This window comes from Streptomyces thermolilacinus SPC6, from assembly GCF_000478605.2.
GTDB classification, from domain to species: Bacteria; Actinomycetota; Actinomycetes; order Streptomycetales; family Streptomycetaceae; genus Streptomyces; species Streptomyces thermolilacinus.
Window position 1 is genome coordinate 3230924 of sequence record NZ_ASHX02000001.1, and the last position, 18809, is coordinate 3249732.

Here is an 18809-nt window from a genome sequence, read left to right on the forward strand (position 1 = left end):
CGATCTGTGGAGCCTAGGGGAGTCGAACCCCTGACATCTGCCATGCAAAGACAGCGCTCTACCAACTGAGCTAAGGCCCCGGGGACCGCCGACGCGCGGTGGTCGCAGACCAGAGTACCGGGTGACGGGGGGTGTCCCGCAAAAACATTGGGACTCCCCGCGAGCGACCACTCTCCGTAAGATGCTCCGCGAGGTTCGCAGCAGCGAACCCGAGCGATGGGGAGACGCAATGGATGCTGCACAGCAGGAAGCGACCGCCAGAGCCAGAGAGCTCCAGCGCAGTTGGTACGGCGAACCGCTGGGGGCCCTTTTCCGTCGGCTGATCGACGACCTCGGCCTCAACCAGGCCCGGCTCGCCGCCATACTCGGACTCTCCGCCCCCATGCTGTCGCAGCTGATGAGCGGTCAGCGCGCGAAGATCGGGAACCCGGCCGTCGTCCAGCGCGTCCAGGCGCTCCAGGAGCTCGCGAGCCAGGTCGCCGACGGCAGTGTCAGCGCCGTCGAGGCGGCGGACCGGATGGAGGAGATCAAGAAGTCGCAGGGCGGTTCCGTCCTGACGTCCTCCAGCCAGTCCACCCCCGGCTCCGGCGCCCCCACCGTGCGCCGCGTCGTACGGGAGATCCAGTCGCTGCTGCGCTCCGTCGCGGCGGCCGGCGACATCATCGACGCGGCCGACTCGCTCGCCCCCACCCACCCCGAACTGGCAGAGTTCCTCCGGGTGTACGGCGCCGGGCGCACGGCGGACGCGGTCGCGCACTACGAGTCCCACCAGAGCTGACGGCGCGGGCCGACGGCGAGCGACGACGACTGCGGCACGGGGAGCGACACAGCGCGATGGGCGAGGTCTTCGCGGGGCGGTACGAACTGATCGACCCGATCGGGCGGGGCGGCATGGGGGCCGTCTGGCGCGCCTGGGACCAGCGGCGCCGCAGGTACGTGGCCGCGAAGGTCCTCCAGCAGAGCGACGCGCACACGCTGCTGCGCTTCGTCCGCGAACAGGCCCTGCGCATCGACCACCCGCACGTCCTGGCCCCGGCGAGCTGGGCCGCCGACGACGACAAGGTCCTGTTCACGATGGACCTGGTCAGCGGCGGTTCCCTGGCGCACGTCATCGGGGACTACGGGCCGCTGCCGCCGCGCTTCGTCTGCGCGCTGCTCGACCAGCTGCTGTCCGGTCTCGCCGCGGTGCACGCGGAGGGGGTCGTGCACCGTGACATCAAACCGGCGAACATCCTGCTGGAGGCGACCGGCAAGGGGCGTCCGCATCTGCGGCTGTCCGACTTCGGCATCTCCATGCGCAAGGGCGAACCGCGCCTGACCGAGACGAACCTGGTGATCGGCACGCCCGGCTACTTCGCGCCCGAGCAACTCATGGGCGAGGAGCCGGACTTCCCGGCGGACCTGTTCGCCGTCGGCCTGGTGGCCCTGTATCTGCTCCAGGGCCGGAGGCCCGACTCGCAGGCGCTCGTGGCGCACTTCATGGCGCACGGCACGCCCAGCGCGCCCGAGGGCATCCCGGAGCCGCTCTGGCAGGTCCTCGCGGGGCTGCTCCAGCCCGACCCGCAGGCCCGGTTCCGTACGGCGAACGGCGCCCGCAAGGCGCTCGGCTCCGCCGTCGAGCTGCTGCCCGAGACGGCCGGTGACGAGGAGCCGGTCGAGGTCTTCGACCAGCTCGGTCCGCTGCCGCCGGGGTACGGCCCCGACGGCCCCGTTCCCGTACCGGCGCCCGTGCCCGCGCCCGTACCGGAGCGGCCTTCCGTACCGGCTGCGCCGACCACACCGGGCGCACCGGCCGTACCGGCCCAGGGGGCGCCGTCGCCGTCCGAGACGGGCGGCTTCCACCTGGCCCCACCGCCCCACCAGCCGCAACCGCAACACCAGGCCCAGCCGCAGCACCAGCCCGCCGGGGCCCACCAGCCGTACGCGCCCTACCCGGCAGCGCCCTACCCGGCAGCGCCCTACCCGGCAGCGGCGTACCCGGCCCCGGCGTACCCGGCCCCGGCGTACGCCACGCCCCAGCACCCGGCCACACCGCTGGCCCCCGGAACGGCACCCGCACCCGCACCCGGCGGCCACGTCCCGGTCACGGCACCCACCGCGCCCGTACCGGCTCCGCCCCGGAGGCCGGGCCCGCCGCGCGCGGTGGCCGTGCCGGTTCTGCTGCTGGCCCTGGCCTGTTACGCCGTCGGAATCTGGGCCCTCACGCAGATGTGAGCTACCAGCCCCGGCCCTGCGGCGGCCCGAACCCGGAGGACGCGTCCTGCGACGGCGGCACGGACCCGCCGGCCGCCCCCGCCGCCCCGTCCGCGCGCCGCCGCGCCAGCACCGTCCACAGCCCGATCCCGCCCAGCAGCACCGTCCCGGTCCCGATCCCGCCCGCCGCGACGAGCCCCATCGTGCCCGTGTCCCCGGCCGCCGCGCCGCTCTGGCCCTCCGCCGCCGCCTCCCGGTCGTCCTCGGTGACCGCGAAGATCCCGGCCGGACCGGCGTACGGCGGCGCCGGCTTGGGCTCGCCCTCGACGTTCACCCGCAGCGTCAGCCCGTACGGCTTCCTGCCGAACTTCTCGCCGACCTTCGGGCTGAGGCTGACGCGCAGGTAGTACCAGCCCGCGAAGCGCAGCGCGCTCGTCTCGGTGCTGGAGCTGAAACGGTTCTCGTACGCGACCGGCGGCAGCGGGTCGAAGGTCTGCGACTTCTGCTTGCCGTCGTACGACATCGAGTCGTCGCTCTCGACCAGCCCGAGCGCCGGGTTGTACAGCGACACGGGCAGCGCGCCGCCGACGAACCCGTCACCGGCCGAGCTGCCCAGGTCCGCGCTGACGAACAGCTGCTGACCCCAGTCCACGGGGACCCGGTAGAAGCGGCTCTGGCCGGGCTCGATGCGGTCGGTCCACTCGCCCTCGGAGAGCCCGGGCGCGTCCGCGAAGCCCGCGCCTCCAGCCCGTTCGCGCGGCCCGCCCGCGGGAGGCTGCGGCGAGGCGCTGGGCCAGTTCTCGGGCGCCTCGGTCGGCCCGGCAGCCTTGAGCCCCGGCTCCCGTACGTGCCGGAGCTCCAGTCCCCAGGGCTCCTCCGACGACGACTCCTTGCCGTCCCGCTCGACCACGACGTAGTACGACCCGGCCTCCTGACACAGCGTCCGGTCCTGGTCGAGCGTGCGGTCCACGTACCCGGCGACCGGCCGGGCGAACTCGGCGGAGCCGAACCGCAGCGTGGTCGTCCCGCAGTCGGCCCCGTCCCGGTCCTGGAGGGCAACATCCAGCTCGTCCTGGAACGACAGCCTGGCGCCCTTGGGCGGTACGGCGACGACGGAGACGTACGCGTGGCTGGCGGCGTCCAGGTCCACGCGGTAGATCAGCTTGCCGTCCTTCGGGACGGCGTCCTTGTACACGGCACCGGCGTCCAGCCGCTGGGCGTCGCTCGTGGTCGAGGCGCCCTTCACGGGCCGCGCGTCCTCGGCGAAGGTGTACGGGGCGGGCTCACCGGCCGCGAGGGCCTGCGGAGCGTACGTACCGGAGGCGAGGGCGACCGCTCCGGCCACCACGCCCACCACACCGGCCCGCCACCCGCCGCCCGAGCCGAAGACCCGCCACGCGCGCGTAGCGCCCGCCGAGCGCGCCCCGCGCCCGCTCACCGCGGTGCCTCGCACGCTCACCACCAGGCCGCGGCCGGTCGCCGCCGTGCCGCCCGCGCGCGCGGTCGTCGTCCCGTCGGCCACTGCCGTTCCGTAGCCCGCCGCGCCGCGGCTCAAGCCCCGCCCGTTCACGCGCTTCCCCTCGTCGTCCGCCTGGCCGCACCATCCTGCCCCCCGCCCCCGGCCGCTGTCTGCGACGACGCCCGATTGGCCCGCCTTGCCCCCTGCGACCCCCAGGCCGACCGCCCAACCGGCACCCGGCCCGACACCCGCAAAGAAGAAGGGCCCCGGCCGCTTTCCAGCGGCGGGGCCCTTCATGCTTGTGGCGCGCTCACGAACCTGCGGGCACGGAGTCGGTCGCCTCCGTCCACAGATCCTGCTCGGCGCGATCCGCCTGGATCTGGCGGTACACGAGGAGCCCGCCGATGGCGGCCAGTGCGACCAGGAGAAGCTTCTTCACCGCGCGACCTCGTCTTTCGTTGACGTAGGAGACCTTATGGCGCCCGACTATACACACCGACCGATACCAATCGGTGACCTATCTCCCTACGACAATACGCCTACGTCCCTACGCCCCCGTCCCGACGCCCCCACCGACCGGCCACGCGGCCGCTCCGACCGCCCCTACGGCACCCACGCGCAGTGGCGGTCGCCCCGGCCGGACGCGCAGTCGCAGACGGCGAACCGACGCCCTTGACGCCGAAGACGTGTTCCGCTGCGCGTGGGTTGCCCGAGCCGGAGCCGGTCGCGATGCCTTCCACGCCGTCGGCCCCAGACGGAGCCGTCCCGCTCGCTGCCCGCAACAGCCCGACGACCCGCCTCGTCACCGCCGTCTCCCCGGACGAGCCGAGAACACCGCCGACAACGCGCCGAGACGCACCGCCTCCGACAACGCCGAAGGCCCCGGTCTTCCGACCGGGGCCTTCGATTCTGTGGGGCTAACAGGATTTGAACCTGTGGCCTCATCCTTATCAGGGATGCGCTCTAACCAACTGAGCTATAGCCCCTCCGCGCTGCGCGCTGACCTCTGAAGATTAGCGCACAGGACGGCTCCAGCCAAAATCGCTACTCGTCCTCGGCGAGCGTCAGCTCGACGCCGCCCACGAAACCGGCCGCCAGGTTGTAGATGAAGGCGCCGAGCGTGGCCAGCGCCGTGGCGAGCACGACGTCGATCACGGCAATCACCGACGTGAAGATGAGGACGCGCGGCAGCGACAGGAACGCCTGGAGGTCGAACCCGTTGCTCTCGGTGGAGCCGGTCGCGTCGCTGATCGTCGCGCCGACCGTCGAGAAGACGCCCATGGCGTCCATGACCATCCACAGCACGGCCGCCGCGACGACCGTGCAGATGCCCAGCGCGATGGAGAGCAGGAAGCTCACCTTCATCACCGACCACGGGTCCGCCTTGGCGACCCGCAGCCGGGCCTTGCGGGTCCGCGGCGTCGTCTTGGCGCCCGTACGGGGCCGCCGCACGGCGCCGCCGCCCTGGGTGCCCACCGGGGCGCCCTGGGCCGCGTACGCCTGCGGCGGGTGGTACGGCTGCGCCGCCTGCTGGGCTGACGGCCGCTCACCGGGGAGCGGGCCGTCGTCGTACGTCTCGTACGGGGGCCTTGCCCCCCGGCTGTCGGTCACCGCAACCCCCTGGGAGTCCGTGGCAGGGCCACGGGCACCGTTCTTTCCCGAAGCGGCCGAGCCGGCCGAACCGGCGCCCGTGGCTCCGCTCACGCTTTACTCCTCGTGCTCCCCGGCCGAGAACTCCGTGCCCTCGGCTGCCTCGACCGCGGCGCCGGTACCGGCGGCGGCCTCGGTCCCTTCCGCGTCCGTGGCCGCGCCGTCCGCCCCGTCGGTCTGCTCGACCTCTTCGGCTTCTGCGCCTGCCTCGGCGTTCCGTGCGATGCCCACGACGGCATCGCGCTTGCCCAGGTTGATCAGCTGGACGCCCATGGTGTCACGGCCGGTCTCCCTGACTTCGCTGACGCGCGTGCGGATCACACCGCCGGACAGCGTGATGGCGAGGATTTCGTCACCCTCCTCGACCACCAGCGCGCCGACGAGCGAACCGCGGTCCTCCACGATCTTCGCAGCCTTGATGCCCAGGCCGCCACGACCCTGCACGCGATACTCGTCCACGGCCGTCCGCTTGGCGTAGCCACCGTCCGTCGCCGTGAAGACGAACGTACCGGGGCGGACGACGTTCATCGAGAGCAGCTCGTCGCCTTCGCGGAAGCTCATGCCCTTCACACCGGACGTGGCGCGGCCCATCGGGCGCAGTGCCTCGTCCGTCGCGGTGAAGCGGATGGACTGGGCCTTCTTGCTGATGAGCAGCAGGTCGTCCTCGGCGGAGGCCAGCTCTGCGCCGATCAGCTCGTCGTCGCTGCCGTCCTCCCGCTCGCGCAGGTTGATGGCGATGACGCCGCCCGAGCGGGGCGAGTCGTAGTCCTTGAGCGGGGTCTTCTTCACCAGGCCCGCCTTGGTCGCCAGGACCAGGTAGGGCGCCGCCTCGTAGTCACGGATCGCGAGGATCTCGGCGATCTGCTCGTCCGGCTGGAAGGCCAGCAGGTTGGCGACGTGCTGGCCGCGCGCGTCCCGGCCGGCGTCGGGCAGCTCGTACGCCTTGGCGCGGTAGACGCGGCCCTTGTTGGTGAAGAACAGCAGCCAGTGGTGGGTGGTGGAGACGAAGAAGTGGTCGACGATGTCGTCTTCCTTCAGCTTCGTGCCCCGCACGCCCTTGCCGCCCCGCTTCTGCGAGCGGTAGTCGACCGTCTTGGTGCGCTTCACATAGCCGCCACGCGTGATCGTGACGACGATGTCCTCCTCCGCGATCAGGTCCTCCATGGACATGTCGCCGTCGAAGGGCACCAGCTTGGAGCGGCGGTCGTCGCCGAACTTCTCGACAAGCGCGGCCAGCTCCTCGCTGACGATCTGCCGCTGGCGGGACTCGGAGGCGAGGATCGCGTTGTACTCGTTGATCTTCGCCTGGAGCTCGTCGTGCTCCGCGACGATCTTCTGGCGCTCCAGGGCGGCCAGGCGGCGCAGCTGCATCTCCAGGATGGCGTTGGCCTGGATCTCGTCGATCTCCAGCAGGCCCATCAGGCCCTCGCGCGCGACCTCGACCGTGTCGCTGCGCCGGATCAGGGCGATGACCTCGTCGATCGCGTCGAGCGCCTTGAGCAGACCGCGCAGGATGTGCGCCCGCTCCTCGGCCTTGCGCAGGCGGAAGCGCGTACGGCGGACGATGACCTCGATCTGGTGGGTCACCCAGTGGCGGATGAACGCGTCCAGCGACAGCGTGCGCGGCACGCCGTCCACCAGCGCGAGCATGTTCGCGCCGAAGTTGGTCTGGAGGTCGGTGTGCTTGTACAGGTTGTTCAGGACGACCTTGGCGACCGCGTCCCGCTTGAGGACGATGACGAGGCGCTGGCCCGTGCGGGAGCTGGTCTCGTCGCGGACGTCGGCGATGCCGCCGATCCTGCCGTCCTTCACCAGGTCGGCGATCTTCTGCGCGAGGTTGTCCGGGTTGACCTGGTAGGGCAGCTCCGTGACGACCAGGCACTGCCGGTTCTGGATCTCCTCGACCTCGACGACCGCGCGCATCGTGATGGAGCCGCGGCCCGTGCGGTACGCCTCCTCGATGCCCTTGCGGCCGACGACGAGGGCGCCGGTCGGGAAGTCGGGGCCCTTGATGCGCTCGATCAGCGCGTCCAGGAGCTCCTCGTGGGTGGCCTCGGGGTGCTCCAGCGCCCACTGGGCACCGGCCGCGACCTCGCGGAGGTTGTGCGGCGGGATGTTGGTCGCCATGCCGACCGCGATCCCGGCCGAGCCGTTGACCAGCAGGTTCGGGAAGCGCGACGGGAGGACCGTCGGCTCCTGGTTGCGGCCGTCGTAGTTGTCCTGGAAGTCGACGGTCTCCTCGTCGATGTCCCGGAGCATCTCCATCGACAGCGGCGCCATCTTGCACTCGGTGTACCGCATGGCGGCCGCCGGGTCGTTGCCCGGGGAGCCGAAGTTGCCGTTGGAGTCCACCAGCGGCATGCGCATCGACCACGGCTGGGCCAGGCGGACCAGGGCGTCGTAGATGGAGGTGTCGCCGTGCGGGTGGTACGTGCCCATGACGTCGCCGACGACGCGGGCGCACTTGTAGAAGCCCTTCTCGGGCCGGTACCCGCCGTCGTACATGGCGTACAGGACACGCCGGTGGACGGGCTTGAGGCCGTCCCGCACGTCGGGCAGCGCACGCGACACGATGACGGACATCGCGTAGTCGAGGTACGAGCGCTGCATCTCGGTCTCGAGCCCGACGGGCTCGACACGGAGGCCCACACCGGGAACGGCGGGCTCCTCTTCGGGCGTCACGGCGGCGGGAGTGTTCTCGTCGGCCATTGCTGGTCTTCAGTCCTTTCGTACGGTCAGCTGAGACCGACTCAGATGTCGAGGAAGCGGACGTCCTTGGCGTTGCGCTGGATGAACGAGCGCCGTGCCTCCACGTCCTCACCCATCAGCACGGAGAACAGGTCGTCGGCCTGGGCCGCGTCGTCCAGCGTGACCTGGCCGAGCACCCGGTGGTCCTGGTCCATGGTGGTGATGCGCAGCTCCTCGGCGTTCATCTCGCCGAGGCCCTTGAAGCGCTGGATCGAGTCCTCGCGGATGCGCTTGCCGTTCTGCTTGCCGAGCTCGACCAGCGCGTCGCGCTCGCGGTCCGAGTAGGCGTACTCGAAGTCGTCCCGGCCCCACTTGATCTTGTACAGCGGCGGGCGGGACAGGTAGACGTGACCGGCCTCGACCAGCGGGCGCATGAAGCGGAAGAGGAAGGTCAGCAGCAGCGTGTTGATGTGCTGGCCGTCCACGTCGGCGTCCGCCATCAGGATGATCTTGTGGTAGCGGAGCTTCTCGATGTCGAAGTCCTCGTGGACACCGGTGCCGAAGGCGGAGATCAGCGCCTGCACCTCGGTGTTCTGGAGGATCTTGTCGATCCGCGCCTTCTCGACGTTCAGGATCTTGCCGCGGATCGGCAGGATGGCCTGGTACATCGGGTTCCGGCCGGACTTGGCGGAGCCGCCGGCGGAGTCACCCTCGACGATGAAGATCTCGCACTTGGTGGGGTCGTTCGACTGGCAGTCGGACAGCTTGCCCGGCAGGGACGCGGACTCCAGCAGGCCCTTGCGGCGCGTCAGGTCGCGCGCCTTGCGGGCGGCCACGCGCGCGGTGGCGGCCTGGATGGCCTTGCGGACGATGTCCGCCGCCTCGTTGGGGTTGCGGTCGAACCAGTCCGACAGATGCTCGTGGACGACCTTCTGCACGAAGGTCTTCGCCTCCGTGTTGCCCAGCTTGGTCTTCGTCTGGCCCTCGAACTGCGGCTCGCCGAGCTTCACCGAGATGATCGCGGTCAGACCCTCGCGGATGTCCTCACCCGTGAGGTTGTCGTCCTTCTCGCGCAGCAGCTTCTTGTCGCGCGCGTAGCGGTTGACGAGACCGGTCAGCGCCGCGCGGAAGCCCTCCTCGTGCGTACCGCCCTCATGGGTGTGGATCGTGTTCGCGAAGGAGTACACGCCCTCCGAGTACTGCGAGTTCCACTGCATCGCGATCTCGACCGAGAGCATGCGCTCCTTGTCCTCGGCCTCGACGTCGATGACGGTCGGGTGGATCAGCTCGCCCTTGCGGGAGTTGAGGTACTTGACGAAGTCGACGATGCCGCCTTCGTAGTAGTACGTCACCGACCGGGCCGGCTGCTCCTCGGCCGACTCGGCGGAGGCGTCGGCGTCGTCGGCGTTCATCGTGGCCTTGGCGGACGCGCGCTCGTCGGTGAGCGTGATCGTCAGGCCCTTGTTGAGGAACGCCATCTCCTGGAAGCGCCGCGACAGCGTCTCGAAGGAGTACTCGGTGGACTCGAAGATGTCCGGGTCGGCCCAGAAGGTAACCGAGGTGCCGGTCTCCTCTGTCTCCTCGTGCCGGGCCAGCGGGGCCGTCGGGACGCCCGTCTTGTACTCCTGCGTCCAGCGGTAGCCGTCGGTCTTGACCTCGACGGACACCTTGGTCGACAGAGCGTTCACGACGGACACGCCCACGCCGTGCAGACCGCCGGAGACCGCGTAACCGCCGCCGCCGAACTTGCCGCCCGCGTGCAGCACCGTCAGCACGACCTCGACGGCCGGCTTGCCCTCGGAGGGCACGATGCCCACGGGGATGCCGCGACCGTTGTCCACGACGCGCACGCCGCCGTCGGCGAGGATCGTCACGTCGATCGTGTCCGCGTGCCCGGCCAGGGCCTCGTCGACGGAGTTGTCCACGATTTCCTGGACCATGTGGTGGAGTCCACGCTCACCGGTCGAGCCGATGTACATGCCAGGCCGCTTGCGGACCGCGTCCAGTCCTTCGAGGACGGTGATCGCGTTGGCGTCGTACGCCGGTGAGCCCGGCGCCGAGGCTTCGCCGCTCTCGCCGACGGAAGTGGACGGAATGTTCTCGTTGGGGTTGCCGGAATCGGCCACGAAGCGCCCTTTCTGGCACAGCGCGAGCCACCTCTCGGGCTGCCCCGGAGTGGCTGCGTCGTTCGACATGTTCCGCAGTGGGCGGGATTACCTACCAGTCTACCGGTAGCGCTGACACTCATGGGGGTTTGCCGGTACCTGAGTACGCATGTGCCGCTCTCAACCGGCGCCCGCCGACTCCCCATATTCGGGACGGGTGTCCAAGAGGCTCACGCGGGCACTCAGCGCTTCGGCATGTCAACCACCCGCTACCACCCCCGGCGCCCCCGTCCACCCCCCTTTAGGGCCGCCCGCGAACCACCCCGGTCCTCCCTTACGCAGCAGGTCACGGCGTTGTTCACAGCCCCCGGCCGACCTGTGGAAACCGGGGCGGCCACGCACCGCGCCGACGAGGGCCCGTTCGTACCGTCGAATCCGCGCCGCTCCGGGCCCGCGCGGGGGCCGCGAGATGGCCGGTTCCGCACCTGCGAACGGCTGTGGGCGGGACGCGCATCCCGTCCCGCTCGGTGTGGAGCGGTCAGCGGAAGGGGGCGTACCGGCCGGGGGGGGGGCGGGCCGGCGCCGGTGTCAGCCGTACGTGTCCCCGGCGCCGGTGCTGCCGGGTGCCCGCAGCGGCCCGTACCCGCGGCGCGGCCCGCCGGGCCCGAGGACGCGGATGTGCCGTACGGTCCCGTGCCCCAGGTCCTCGTTGAGCCGGGCCACCAGCCGGGGCGCGAGCAGCCGCAGCTGCGTCGCCCATGCCGTGGAGTCGCACTGGACGGTGAGGACGCGCTCATCGGGATCCTCGTCGTACCGCAGCGGGACGCAGTGCTTCGCCAGGTCCTCGCCGACGATCTGCGGCCACCGCCCCATGACGCCGCCGACCGCCGCGGGGGCCTCCCAGCCGCGCTCGGTGATCAGCCGGTTGATCGCCGCGCCCAGCGGGAGCGGGTCGCGCCCGTCGGCACGGGCGCCGGAACGCAGTCCGCCACCGCGCCTGGCCTGCTTCTTCTGCTGTGCGGCGGCGCCCTTCGCCTTGGCCTGCTCCTTGGCGGCGCGCAGCGCCACGCGCGCGAGATCGACGCCCGACGGCTCGGGGACCGGGGCGGCCACGGGGCCCGGCATCTGCGGGGACGGCATCTGCGGCTGCGCGTGCGACGGCGCGGGGGAGTGCGCGTACGGATGCGAGGGGAAGCGGGGCTGCTGCGCGGTCATACGCGTTCCACCGCCCCTTCCGACACCGCGTACCGCGTGCCCGCCAGCACGCCCGGCACGTCGTCGTCCACCGCCGCCGTCACCAGCACCTGCTCACCGGGAGCGACCAGCTCCGCCAGCCGCTCCCGGCGCCGCGCGTCCAGTTCGGCGAACACGTCATCCAGCACCAGCACGGGTTCGTTGCCCTCCGAGCGCAGCAGATCGTACGAGGCGAGCCGCAGCGCCAGCGCGTACGACCAGGACTCGCCGTGGCTCGCGTACCCCTTCGCCGGCATCTGACCCAGCAGCAGTACGAGGTCGTCGCGGTGCGGCCCGACGAGGGTGACGCCCCGCTCGATCTCCTGCTTGCGCACGTCTGCGAGCGCGCCGAGCAGCCGTTCGTACAGCGCTTCCCGGTCGACCGGCCGATGCGGGTCCAGCGGGTCGCCGCCGCCCGCCGAGCCGCGGTACTCCAGGGCGACCGGACCGCCGCCGGGCGCCAGCTGCTCGTACGCCTTCACGGCGAGCGGCTGGAGGGTGGCGACGAGGTCCAGGCGCTGCGCGAGGAGTTCGGCGCCCACGCGCGCCAGGTGCTGGTCCCACACGTCGAGGGTGGACAGGTCCATGGAGCGGCCGCCGTGGCGCCGGGCCATGGCGGCGGTCTTCAGCAGGGTGTTGCGCTGCTTGAGGACCCGGTCGTAGTCGGACCGTACGCCGGCCATGCGCGGCGACCGGGCGGTGATCAGCTCGTCCAGGAACCTGCGCCGCTCGCCGGGGTCGCCCTTCACCAGGGCGAGGTCCTCGGGCGCGAACAGCACCGTGCGTATGATCCCCAGCACGTCACGCGGCCTGACCTGCGAGGACCTGTTGATACGGGCGCGGTTGGCGCGACCCGGGTTGAGCTCCAGCTCCACGAGCTGCTGCCGCTCGCCCTGCCGTACGGCCGCCCGGATCACGGCCCGCTCGGCCCCGACCCGGACGAGGGGCGCGTCGGAGGACACCCGGTGGCTGCCGAGCGTCGCCAGGTAGCCGACGGCCTCGACCAGGTTCGTCTTGCCCTGCCCGTTGGCGCCCACGAACACGCTGACGCCCGGGTCGAGCGGGACCTCGGCCCGGGCGTACGAGCGGAAGTCGGCCAGCGACAGATGCGTGACGTGCATGGATGTGCGCCGACCTCTCCCGGCTGAGCGTGTTACTTGTTCTCGACCGCGTGTCCGCCGAACTGGTTGCGCAGGGCGGCGATCATCTTCATCTGCGGCGAGTCGTCCTGGCGGGACGCGAACCGCGCGAACAGCGACGCGGTGATCGCGGGCAGCGGGACGGCGTTGTCGATGGCGGCCTCGACCGTCCAGCGGCCCTCGCCGGAGTCCGCGGCGTAGCCCCGCAGCTTCTCCAGGTGCTCGTCGTCGTCCAGCGCGCGGACGGCGAGGTCGAGCAGCCAGGAGCGGATGACCGTGCCCTCCTGCCAGGAGCGGAAGACCTCGCGGACGTCCGTGACGGAGTCCACGGCCTCCAGCAGCTCCCAGCCCTCGGCAAAGGCCTGCATCATCGCGTACTCGATGCCGTTGTGGACCATCTTCGCGAAGTGGCCGGCGCCTACCTTGCCCGCGTGGACGGCCCCGAACTCGCCCTCCGGCTTCAGCGCGTCGAAGACCGGCTGGACCTTGGCCACGTCCTCGGCGTCACCGCCGTACATGAGGGCGTAGCCGTTCTCCAGGCCCCAGACGCCGCCGGAGACGCCGCAGTCCACGAAGCCGATGCCCTTGGCGGCCAGCTCCTCGGCGTGCTTCTCGTCGTCCGTCCAGCGCGAGTTGCCGCCGTCCACGACGACGTCGCCGGGGGAGAGCAGCTCGGCGAGCTGGTCGATGGTCGACTGGGTGGCTTCACCGGCCGGGACCATGACCCACACGACGCGCGGGCCCTTCAGGCTGTCCACAAGCTCTTCGAGGCTGTGGACATCGGCGAGGTCCGGGTTGCGGTCGTACCCGACGACGGTGTGGCCCGCGCGGCGGATGCGCTCGCGCATGTTGCCGCCCATCTTGCCGAGGCCGATGAGACCGAGCTCCATCAGATCTTCCTTACGCGTTGTGTGCGGTTCGTACCCGTGTCCGAGACTACGCCCGGACACGGGTGCACACCTGTGGGGTCAGCCGCTCAGTCGGCGCCCGCTCAGCCGCTGAGGCGAACCGGCATGATCAGGTACTTGTAGGCCTCGTCGGCCTCCGCGTCCACGGCCGGCTTGCCGTTCAGCAGCGCGGGCTTGGTGGACGTGGTGAAGGACAGCTGCGCGACCGGGGCGTCGATGGCGCTGAGGCCGTCGAGCAGGAAGGTCGGGTTGAAGGCGATCGAGATGTCGTCGCCCTCCAGGTGCGCGTCCACACGCTCCACAGCCTGTGCGTCGTCGCTGGAACCGGCCTCCAGGATGAGCACGCCCTGCTCGAAGCTGAGGCGCACCGGGGTGTTGCGCTCGGCGACCAGCGCCACGCGCTTCACGGCCTCGACGAACGGGGCCGTCTCGATCGTGGCGACCGAGTTGAACTCCGTCGGGAACAGCGTCCGGTACTTCGGCAGGTCGCCTTCGAGCAGCCGCGTCGTGGTGCGGCGGCCGGCGCCCTCGAAACCGATCAGGCCCTCGCCTGCGCCGGAGCCGGCCAGCGCCAGCGTCACCGTGTCACCGCTGGTGAGCGCCTTGGCGGTGTCCAGCAACGTCTTGGCGGGCACCAGGGCGACGGCCGATGCGTCCGGGGACTCCGGCTTCCACAGGAACTCGCGGACCGCGAAGCGGTAGCGGTCGGTGGAGGCGAGGGTGACGCGGTCGCCCTCGATCTCGATGCGCACGCCGGTCAGGACGGGCAGCGTGTCGTCGCGGCCCGCGGCGATGGCGACCTGCGCGGCGGCGGAGGCGAAGACCTCGCCGGGCACCGTGCCGGTCGCGGTCGGCATCTGCGGCAGCGCCGGGTACTCCTCCACAGGCAGGGTGTGCAGCGTGAAGCGGGACGAGCCGCAGACCACCGTCGCCCGTACACCGTCTGTGGAGATCTCCACCGGCCGGTTGGGGAGGGCGCGGCAGATGTCGGCGAGCAGCCGCCCGGACACCAGGACCGTGCCGTCCTCCTCGACCTCGGCCTCGACCGAGACCCGCGCGGAGACCTCGTAGTCGAAGCTGGAGAAGCTCAGCGCGCCGTCCTCGGCCTTCAGCAGAAGGCCCGCGAGCACGGGCGCGGGCGGACGGGCCGGGAGGCTGCGGGCCACCCAGGCCACCGCCTCCGCGAGTACATCGCGCTCCACCCGGATCTTCACCGTAAGCCGCCTCCTGCTGTTGCTGGCTCGCCCTGCTGGCCTTCCTCGTCCGGCATCCGGTTCGTCCACCGCCGCAGCGGTTCGCATCGGATGCCGGTGACCAGTCTGACGCACGCCGCCGACACTCGGTGCGGCTCGGGGTCAAGTCGGGACGGCCCGCGGCCGGAGCGTCGGCGCCGAGTTGTGCACAGGCCCTGCTTCGAAGCGGATTCCGAGCTAACTATGTGTGGGGGTAGTAGTAGGGCTTGTGGAAACCGTGGATAACCCCGTCTGCGCAGGTCACAGCCCGAATTTTGTCCACCGGCCCTGTGGGTGGCGACGGTGGATAACCGGGGTCCTCTGTGGACACCGCGAAGTTACACACACCCCATGCACAGGCAGGGCGGACTTCTCCCCAGCGCTGTCCCCAGTTTTACCCACGTTCCCCACAGCCCAACCCAGCGCCTTGGTGTGACCGCTTTCACTCGTCCCGGTGACGGGCGGCGTTCCGTTGCCGAACAGTGGACAGCGGTGTGGAGAAGCTGTGGACCGTCGCCCCCAGCCTGTGGGCCGCCGGTGGACAACGTTGATCACAGGCTGTGGACAGAGAAACTGTCCACAGCCTGTGGACAATCTTCGGCCACAATTCCACAAGGCCGTGACCTGGGAAGATCGTCTCGCAAGCGGGCGCCCTGTGGACGAGGATCGGATAACTTCCCAGTCCCCAGCCTGTGGACGGCAGATTCTCCCCGAATCTGTGGAGAACGGCGTGACCGGCACGGCTAATCGAACATCCCCGGCGTGGCCGATCCGGCGCCCACACCCCTGTGGACTGCTCCGTACGGCCCAGAAGCGGCCCGATACGACGGCCGGGCCTCGCGGCGCCACAGCTGCCGACGTCCTCACACGGCCTCGTAGGACAGCCCGTACGGCCGTCGGAAGTGCCCTGCGACAACCCGTACGGCCGTCGGAAGTGCCCGTACGACAACCCGTACGGCCGTCGGGAGCTGCCCGTACGGCCGCCCGGGAGCCCGCACCCGCCACCTGGCAGCACCCGGTACGACGACCCGGCGGCATCCGTGGCGGGACGGCGAGGGGCGCCCCGGAATCCGTCCCGGGACGCCCTCGAAGCGCCGTATGCGTGACGTCAGCCGTTCTTGATGCGGTTCGTCAGCTCGGTCACCTGGTTGTAGATGGAGCGCCGCTCCGCCATCAGCGCGCGGATCTTCCGGTCCGCGTGCATGACCGTCGTGTGGTCCCGCCCGCCGAACTGTGCGCCGATCTTCGGCAGCGACAGGTCCGTCAGCTCCCGGCACAGGTACATCGCGATCTGCCGGGCCGTCACGAGCACCCGGCTGCGCGACGAGCCGCACAGGTCCTCGACCGACAGCCCGAAGTAGTCCGCCGTGGCGGCCATGATGGCGCCCGCGGTGATCTCCGGGGCCGTGTCCTCTCCGCCCGGGATCAAATCCTTCAGCACGCTCTCGGTGAGCACCAGGTCCACCGGCTGCCGGTTGAGGCTCGCGAACGCCGTCACCCGGATCAGCGCGCCCTCCAGCTCACGGATGTTCCGCGAGATCCGGGACGCGATGAACTCCAGGACCTCCGGGGGGGCGTTGAGCTGCTCCTGCACCGCCTTCTTCCGCAGGATCGCGATGCGCGTCTCCAGCTCCGGCGGCTGGACGTCCGTGGTGAGGCCCCACTCGAACCGGTTGCGCAGCCGGTCCTCCAGCGTCATCAGCTGCTTGGGAGGCCGGTCGGAGGACAGCACGATCTGCTTGTTGGCGTTGTGGAGGGTGTTGAACGTGTGGAAGAACTCCTCCTGCGTGGACTCCTTGCTCGCCAGGAACTGGATGTCGTCCACGAGCAGGATGTCCACGTCGCGGTAGCGCTTGCGGAACGTGTCGCCCTTGCCGTCCCGGATGGAGTTGATGAACTCGTTGGTGAACTCCTCCGAGCTCACGTAGCGCACCCGCGTCCCCGGGTAGAGGTTGCGCGCGTAGTGTCCGATGGCGTGCAGCAGGTGGGTCTTGCCGAGCCCCGACTCCCCGTAGATGAAGAGGGGGTTGTACGCCTTCGCCGGCGCCTCGGCGACCGCGACCGCCGCCGCGTGGGCGAACCGGTTGGACGATCCGATGACGAACGTGTCGAACAGGTACTTCGGGTTCAGCCGCGCGTGCTGCTCCCCCGGAGCGCCCGTGCCGCCGGAGCCGCCCTGGCCCGGGCCGCCCATGGAGCCGGGGCCGCCCATCGGACCGGAACCCGGCGCGCCGGGGCCGCCCGCTCCGCCCCGGACCCCGGGTCCGCCGGGACCCGGGCCGCCCGGCCGGTGCCGGTCCCGCTCGTCGGCGGGCTCCCGCCGGTCGGCGCGCTGGGAGCCGTACGCGTCGTGGTCGGAGCCCTGCGGGGCGCCGTAGTCGTGGTGCGGCTGCTGAGGCCTGGCCGTCGCGTACGGGTCGCGGTCCTGGAACCCGCCGAGGCGCGGCTGCTGCCAGGACAGGTCCTCCTGGACGCGCGGCCACGCGCCGGGCTCCGGGCGCTGCTGCTGGTAGTCGGGGTAGGCGGGGCGTACGGACGGCAGCCCGTCGTCCGCCATGGGCCGCCCGTACGCGTCGTACGCCTCGCCCTGGCCGCGTTCGTCGTAGCCCTGGCCGCCGCGCTCCTCGTACCCTTGGCCGCCGCCACGCTCGTCGTAGCGCGGGCGGTCCTGCTGGTGCCGCTCGGAGGCGGCCGACGGCGGGGACTGGTCGCCCGCCGAGTCGTCGACGGTGATCGCGATCCGGATCGGGCGGCCGCACTCCCGGCTGAGGGTGTCGCTGATCAGCGGGGCCAGCCGGCCCTCCAGGACGCGCTTGCCCCACTCGTTGGGGACGGCGAGCAGGGCCGTGTCGGCCACGAGCGCGAGCGGCTGGCACCGCTCGATCCACTGCTTGTCCTTGGGCTCGATGCCCTGCTGGCCCTCGCCGAGGAGCTGCTCCAGCACTCGTGGCCACACTGCGGCAAGATCAGCAGGTACGTCAGCCACGGGGCACGCTCTCTCACAGGTCCCACGAATGTGTGCTTCTTGGGACGGGATGGGAAGGACAGGCAGGAAAGGAATCCGAGTTCAGTCACGGTAGTCGTGCCAGCTCGCGCGGTTCAAGTTGTTGTCCACAGGCTGTGCATAGCGCGGGCCGCCGCTCTGCCGGTTTGACCGGATGGCGTAGCCGCGCGTACCGTAACCAGGTCGAGTTGTCGATGGCTGCTGCCGCCTGCCTCCGATGGGCAAAGATCACATTTATGTGATCGTGTAGCGGTGCACTCGGGCGTATTGCGAGCTACTCGTGGGCGCACGGTGACAGCCAAGCGATACCCCGCCACCCCACGAATTCATCCTGGAGCCCCCGAGTGAGCAAGCGCACCTTCCAGCCGAACAACCGTCGTCGCGCCAAGACCCACGGCTTCCGCCTGCGGATGCGTACGCGTGCCGGCCGCGCGATCCTCGCGACCCGCCGCAGCAAGGGTCGCGCCCGCCTGTCCGCCTGATCGCGGCCAGGTCATGACGTGCTGCCTACCGAGAATCGGCTGAGGCGGCGCGAGGACTTCGCGACCGCGGTACGGCGAGGTCGCCGGGCAGGCCGCCCGAGCCTCGTCGTCCACCTACGCAGCGGTGCAACGGACCCGCACGCGCCTGGGGAGAGCGCTCCCCCGACGCGTGCGGGTTTCGTCGTCAGCAAGGCCGTCGGCGGGGCCGTCGTCCGCAACCAGGTGAAGCGCAGACTGCGGCACCTGATGCGGGAGCGGCTCGCCGTGCTGCCCCCCGGTAGCCTGGTGGTAGTACGAGCGCTGCCCGGCGCGGGCGACGCCGACCCTGCACAGCTGGCCCGAGACCTGGACGCCGCCCTACAGCGGCTGCTGGGAGGGGGCGCGCGATGAAGTACCCGCTGCTGGCCCTGATCAAGCTCTACCAGTGGACGATCAGCCCACTGCTGGGCCCTGTCTGCAGGTACTACCCGTCGTGTTCCCACTACGGATACACCGCAATCGACCGGCACGGCGCCATCAAGGGCACGGCCCTCACCGCCTGGCGCATCCTGCGATGCAATCCCTGGTCGCCCGGCGGAGTGGACCATGTGCCGCCGCGCAAGCGCCCCCGCTGGCACGAACTGCTGCGCGCACGGCTGCGCGGTGACAAGGGTGGGCCCTCCGACGGGACGAGCCCGGCCGCAGAGACCTCGCCCAATGCTCAAGGAGCCTGATTA

Annotated in this window: 15 protein-coding genes and 2 tRNA genes; 5 read left to right on the plus strand and 12 right to left on the minus strand. The window is 71.0% G+C overall.

Features of this window, described 5'->3' with window-relative positions; genetic code table 11:
- Window positions 1-7: 7 nt before the first annotated feature.
- Window positions 8-80 (minus strand) — tRNA-Ala (locus tag J116_RS13900).
- A gap of 149 nt (window positions 81-229) precedes the next feature.
- Here J116_RS13900 and J116_RS13905 point away from each other — a divergent pair.
- Window positions 230-778: a helix-turn-helix domain-containing protein gene (locus tag J116_RS13905; RefSeq protein ID WP_023587677.1), complete on the plus strand. Its 549-nt coding sequence runs from the start codon at window positions 230-232 to the stop codon at window positions 776-778.
- 56 nt (window positions 779-834) lie between these two features.
- On the plus strand, window positions 835-2214 hold the full coding sequence (locus J116_RS13910; protein ID WP_028964629.1) for a serine/threonine-protein kinase: 1380 nt from the start codon (window positions 835-837) through the stop codon (window positions 2212-2214).
- A gap of 1 nt (window position 2215) precedes the next feature.
- On the opposite strand, the gene J116_RS13915 is transcribed toward J116_RS13910, so the two are convergent.
- From J116_RS13915 to dnaA, 11 genes are all read right to left on the minus strand, one after another.
- Window positions 2216-3550: a hypothetical protein gene (locus J116_RS13915; protein WP_028964035.1), complete on the minus strand. Its 1335-nt coding sequence runs from the start codon at window positions 3548-3550 to the stop codon at window positions 2216-2218.
- A gap of 412 nt (window positions 3551-3962) precedes the next feature.
- Window positions 3963-4091: a DLW-39 family protein gene (locus tag J116_RS30905; protein ID WP_010467770.1), complete on the minus strand. Its 129-nt coding sequence runs from the start codon at window positions 4089-4091 to the stop codon at window positions 3963-3965.
- A gap of 473 nt (window positions 4092-4564) precedes the next feature.
- Window positions 4565-4638: transfer RNA gene (locus J116_RS13920), tRNA-Ile, on the minus strand.
- A gap of 58 nt (window positions 4639-4696) precedes the next feature.
- Window positions 4697-5263, minus strand: coding sequence for a DUF3566 domain-containing protein (locus J116_RS13925; RefSeq protein ID WP_023587678.1), 567 nt, complete (start codon window positions 5261-5263; stop codon window positions 4697-4699).
- A 96-nt stretch (window positions 5264-5359) separates the two neighbouring features.
- The gene (gene gyrA, locus J116_RS13930) at window positions 5360-8011 is read right to left on the minus strand and encodes a DNA gyrase subunit A (RefSeq protein WP_023587679.1); all 2652 of its coding nucleotides are present in this window, start codon (window positions 8009-8011) and stop codon (window positions 5360-5362) included.
- Window positions 8012-8052: 41 nt separating this feature from the next.
- Window positions 8053-10185 (minus strand): DNA topoisomerase (ATP-hydrolyzing) subunit B, encoded by a 2133-nt coding sequence (gyrB, locus tag J116_RS13935; protein WP_079147724.1) that lies wholly within the window; start codon window positions 10183-10185, stop codon window positions 8053-8055.
- Between the two features lie 498 nt (window positions 10186-10683).
- Window positions 10684-11235 carry a DUF721 domain-containing protein gene (locus J116_RS13940; RefSeq protein ID WP_028964036.1) on the minus strand — a complete coding sequence of 184 codons (552 nt, stop codon included), beginning with the start codon at window positions 11233-11235 and terminating at the stop codon, window positions 10684-10686.
- 71 nt (window positions 11236-11306) lie between these two features.
- A complete protein-coding gene (gene recF / locus J116_RS13945; RefSeq protein WP_023587682.1) occupies window positions 11307-12449 on the minus strand; it encodes a DNA replication/repair protein RecF in 1143 nt (380 codons plus the stop codon).
- A 32-nt stretch (window positions 12450-12481) separates the two neighbouring features.
- Window positions 12482-13357: a phosphogluconate dehydrogenase (NAD(+)-dependent, decarboxylating) gene (gnd, locus tag J116_RS13950; protein ID WP_023587683.1), complete on the minus strand. Its 876-nt coding sequence runs from the start codon at window positions 13355-13357 to the stop codon at window positions 12482-12484.
- Between the two features lie 101 nt (window positions 13358-13458).
- Window positions 13459-14589, minus strand: a complete 1131-nt coding sequence (gene dnaN / locus J116_RS13955; RefSeq protein WP_023587684.1) for a DNA polymerase III subunit beta — start codon at window positions 14587-14589, stop codon at window positions 13459-13461.
- A 1126-nt stretch (window positions 14590-15715) separates the two neighbouring features.
- Window positions 15716-17593 (minus strand): chromosomal replication initiator protein DnaA, encoded by a 1878-nt coding sequence (gene dnaA / locus J116_RS13960; protein WP_079147725.1) that lies wholly within the window; start codon window positions 17591-17593, stop codon window positions 15716-15718.
- Between the two features lie 362 nt (window positions 17594-17955).
- Between dnaA and rpmH the strand changes: the two genes are divergently transcribed.
- Genes rpmH through yidD form a run of 3 tightly spaced genes read left to right on the plus strand, consistent with a single transcriptional unit; the run spans window position 17956 to window position 18806 of the window.
- Window positions 17956-18093: a 50S ribosomal protein L34 gene (gene rpmH, locus J116_RS13965; RefSeq protein WP_003975051.1), complete on the plus strand. Its 138-nt coding sequence runs from the start codon at window positions 17956-17958 to the stop codon at window positions 18091-18093.
- An 18-nt stretch (window positions 18094-18111) separates the two neighbouring features.
- The gene (gene rnpA, locus J116_RS28565) at window positions 18112-18483 is read left to right on the plus strand and encodes a ribonuclease P protein component (RefSeq protein ID WP_079147726.1); all 372 of its coding nucleotides are present in this window, start codon (window positions 18112-18114) and stop codon (window positions 18481-18483) included.
- Window positions 18480-18806 carry a membrane protein insertion efficiency factor YidD gene (gene yidD / locus J116_RS13970; protein WP_023587686.1) on the plus strand — a complete coding sequence of 109 codons (327 nt, stop codon included), beginning with the start codon at window positions 18480-18482 and terminating at the stop codon, window positions 18804-18806. The genes rnpA and yidD overlap by 4 nt, the downstream gene beginning before the upstream one ends.
- The last annotated feature ends 3 nt before the right edge of the window (window positions 18807-18809 follow it).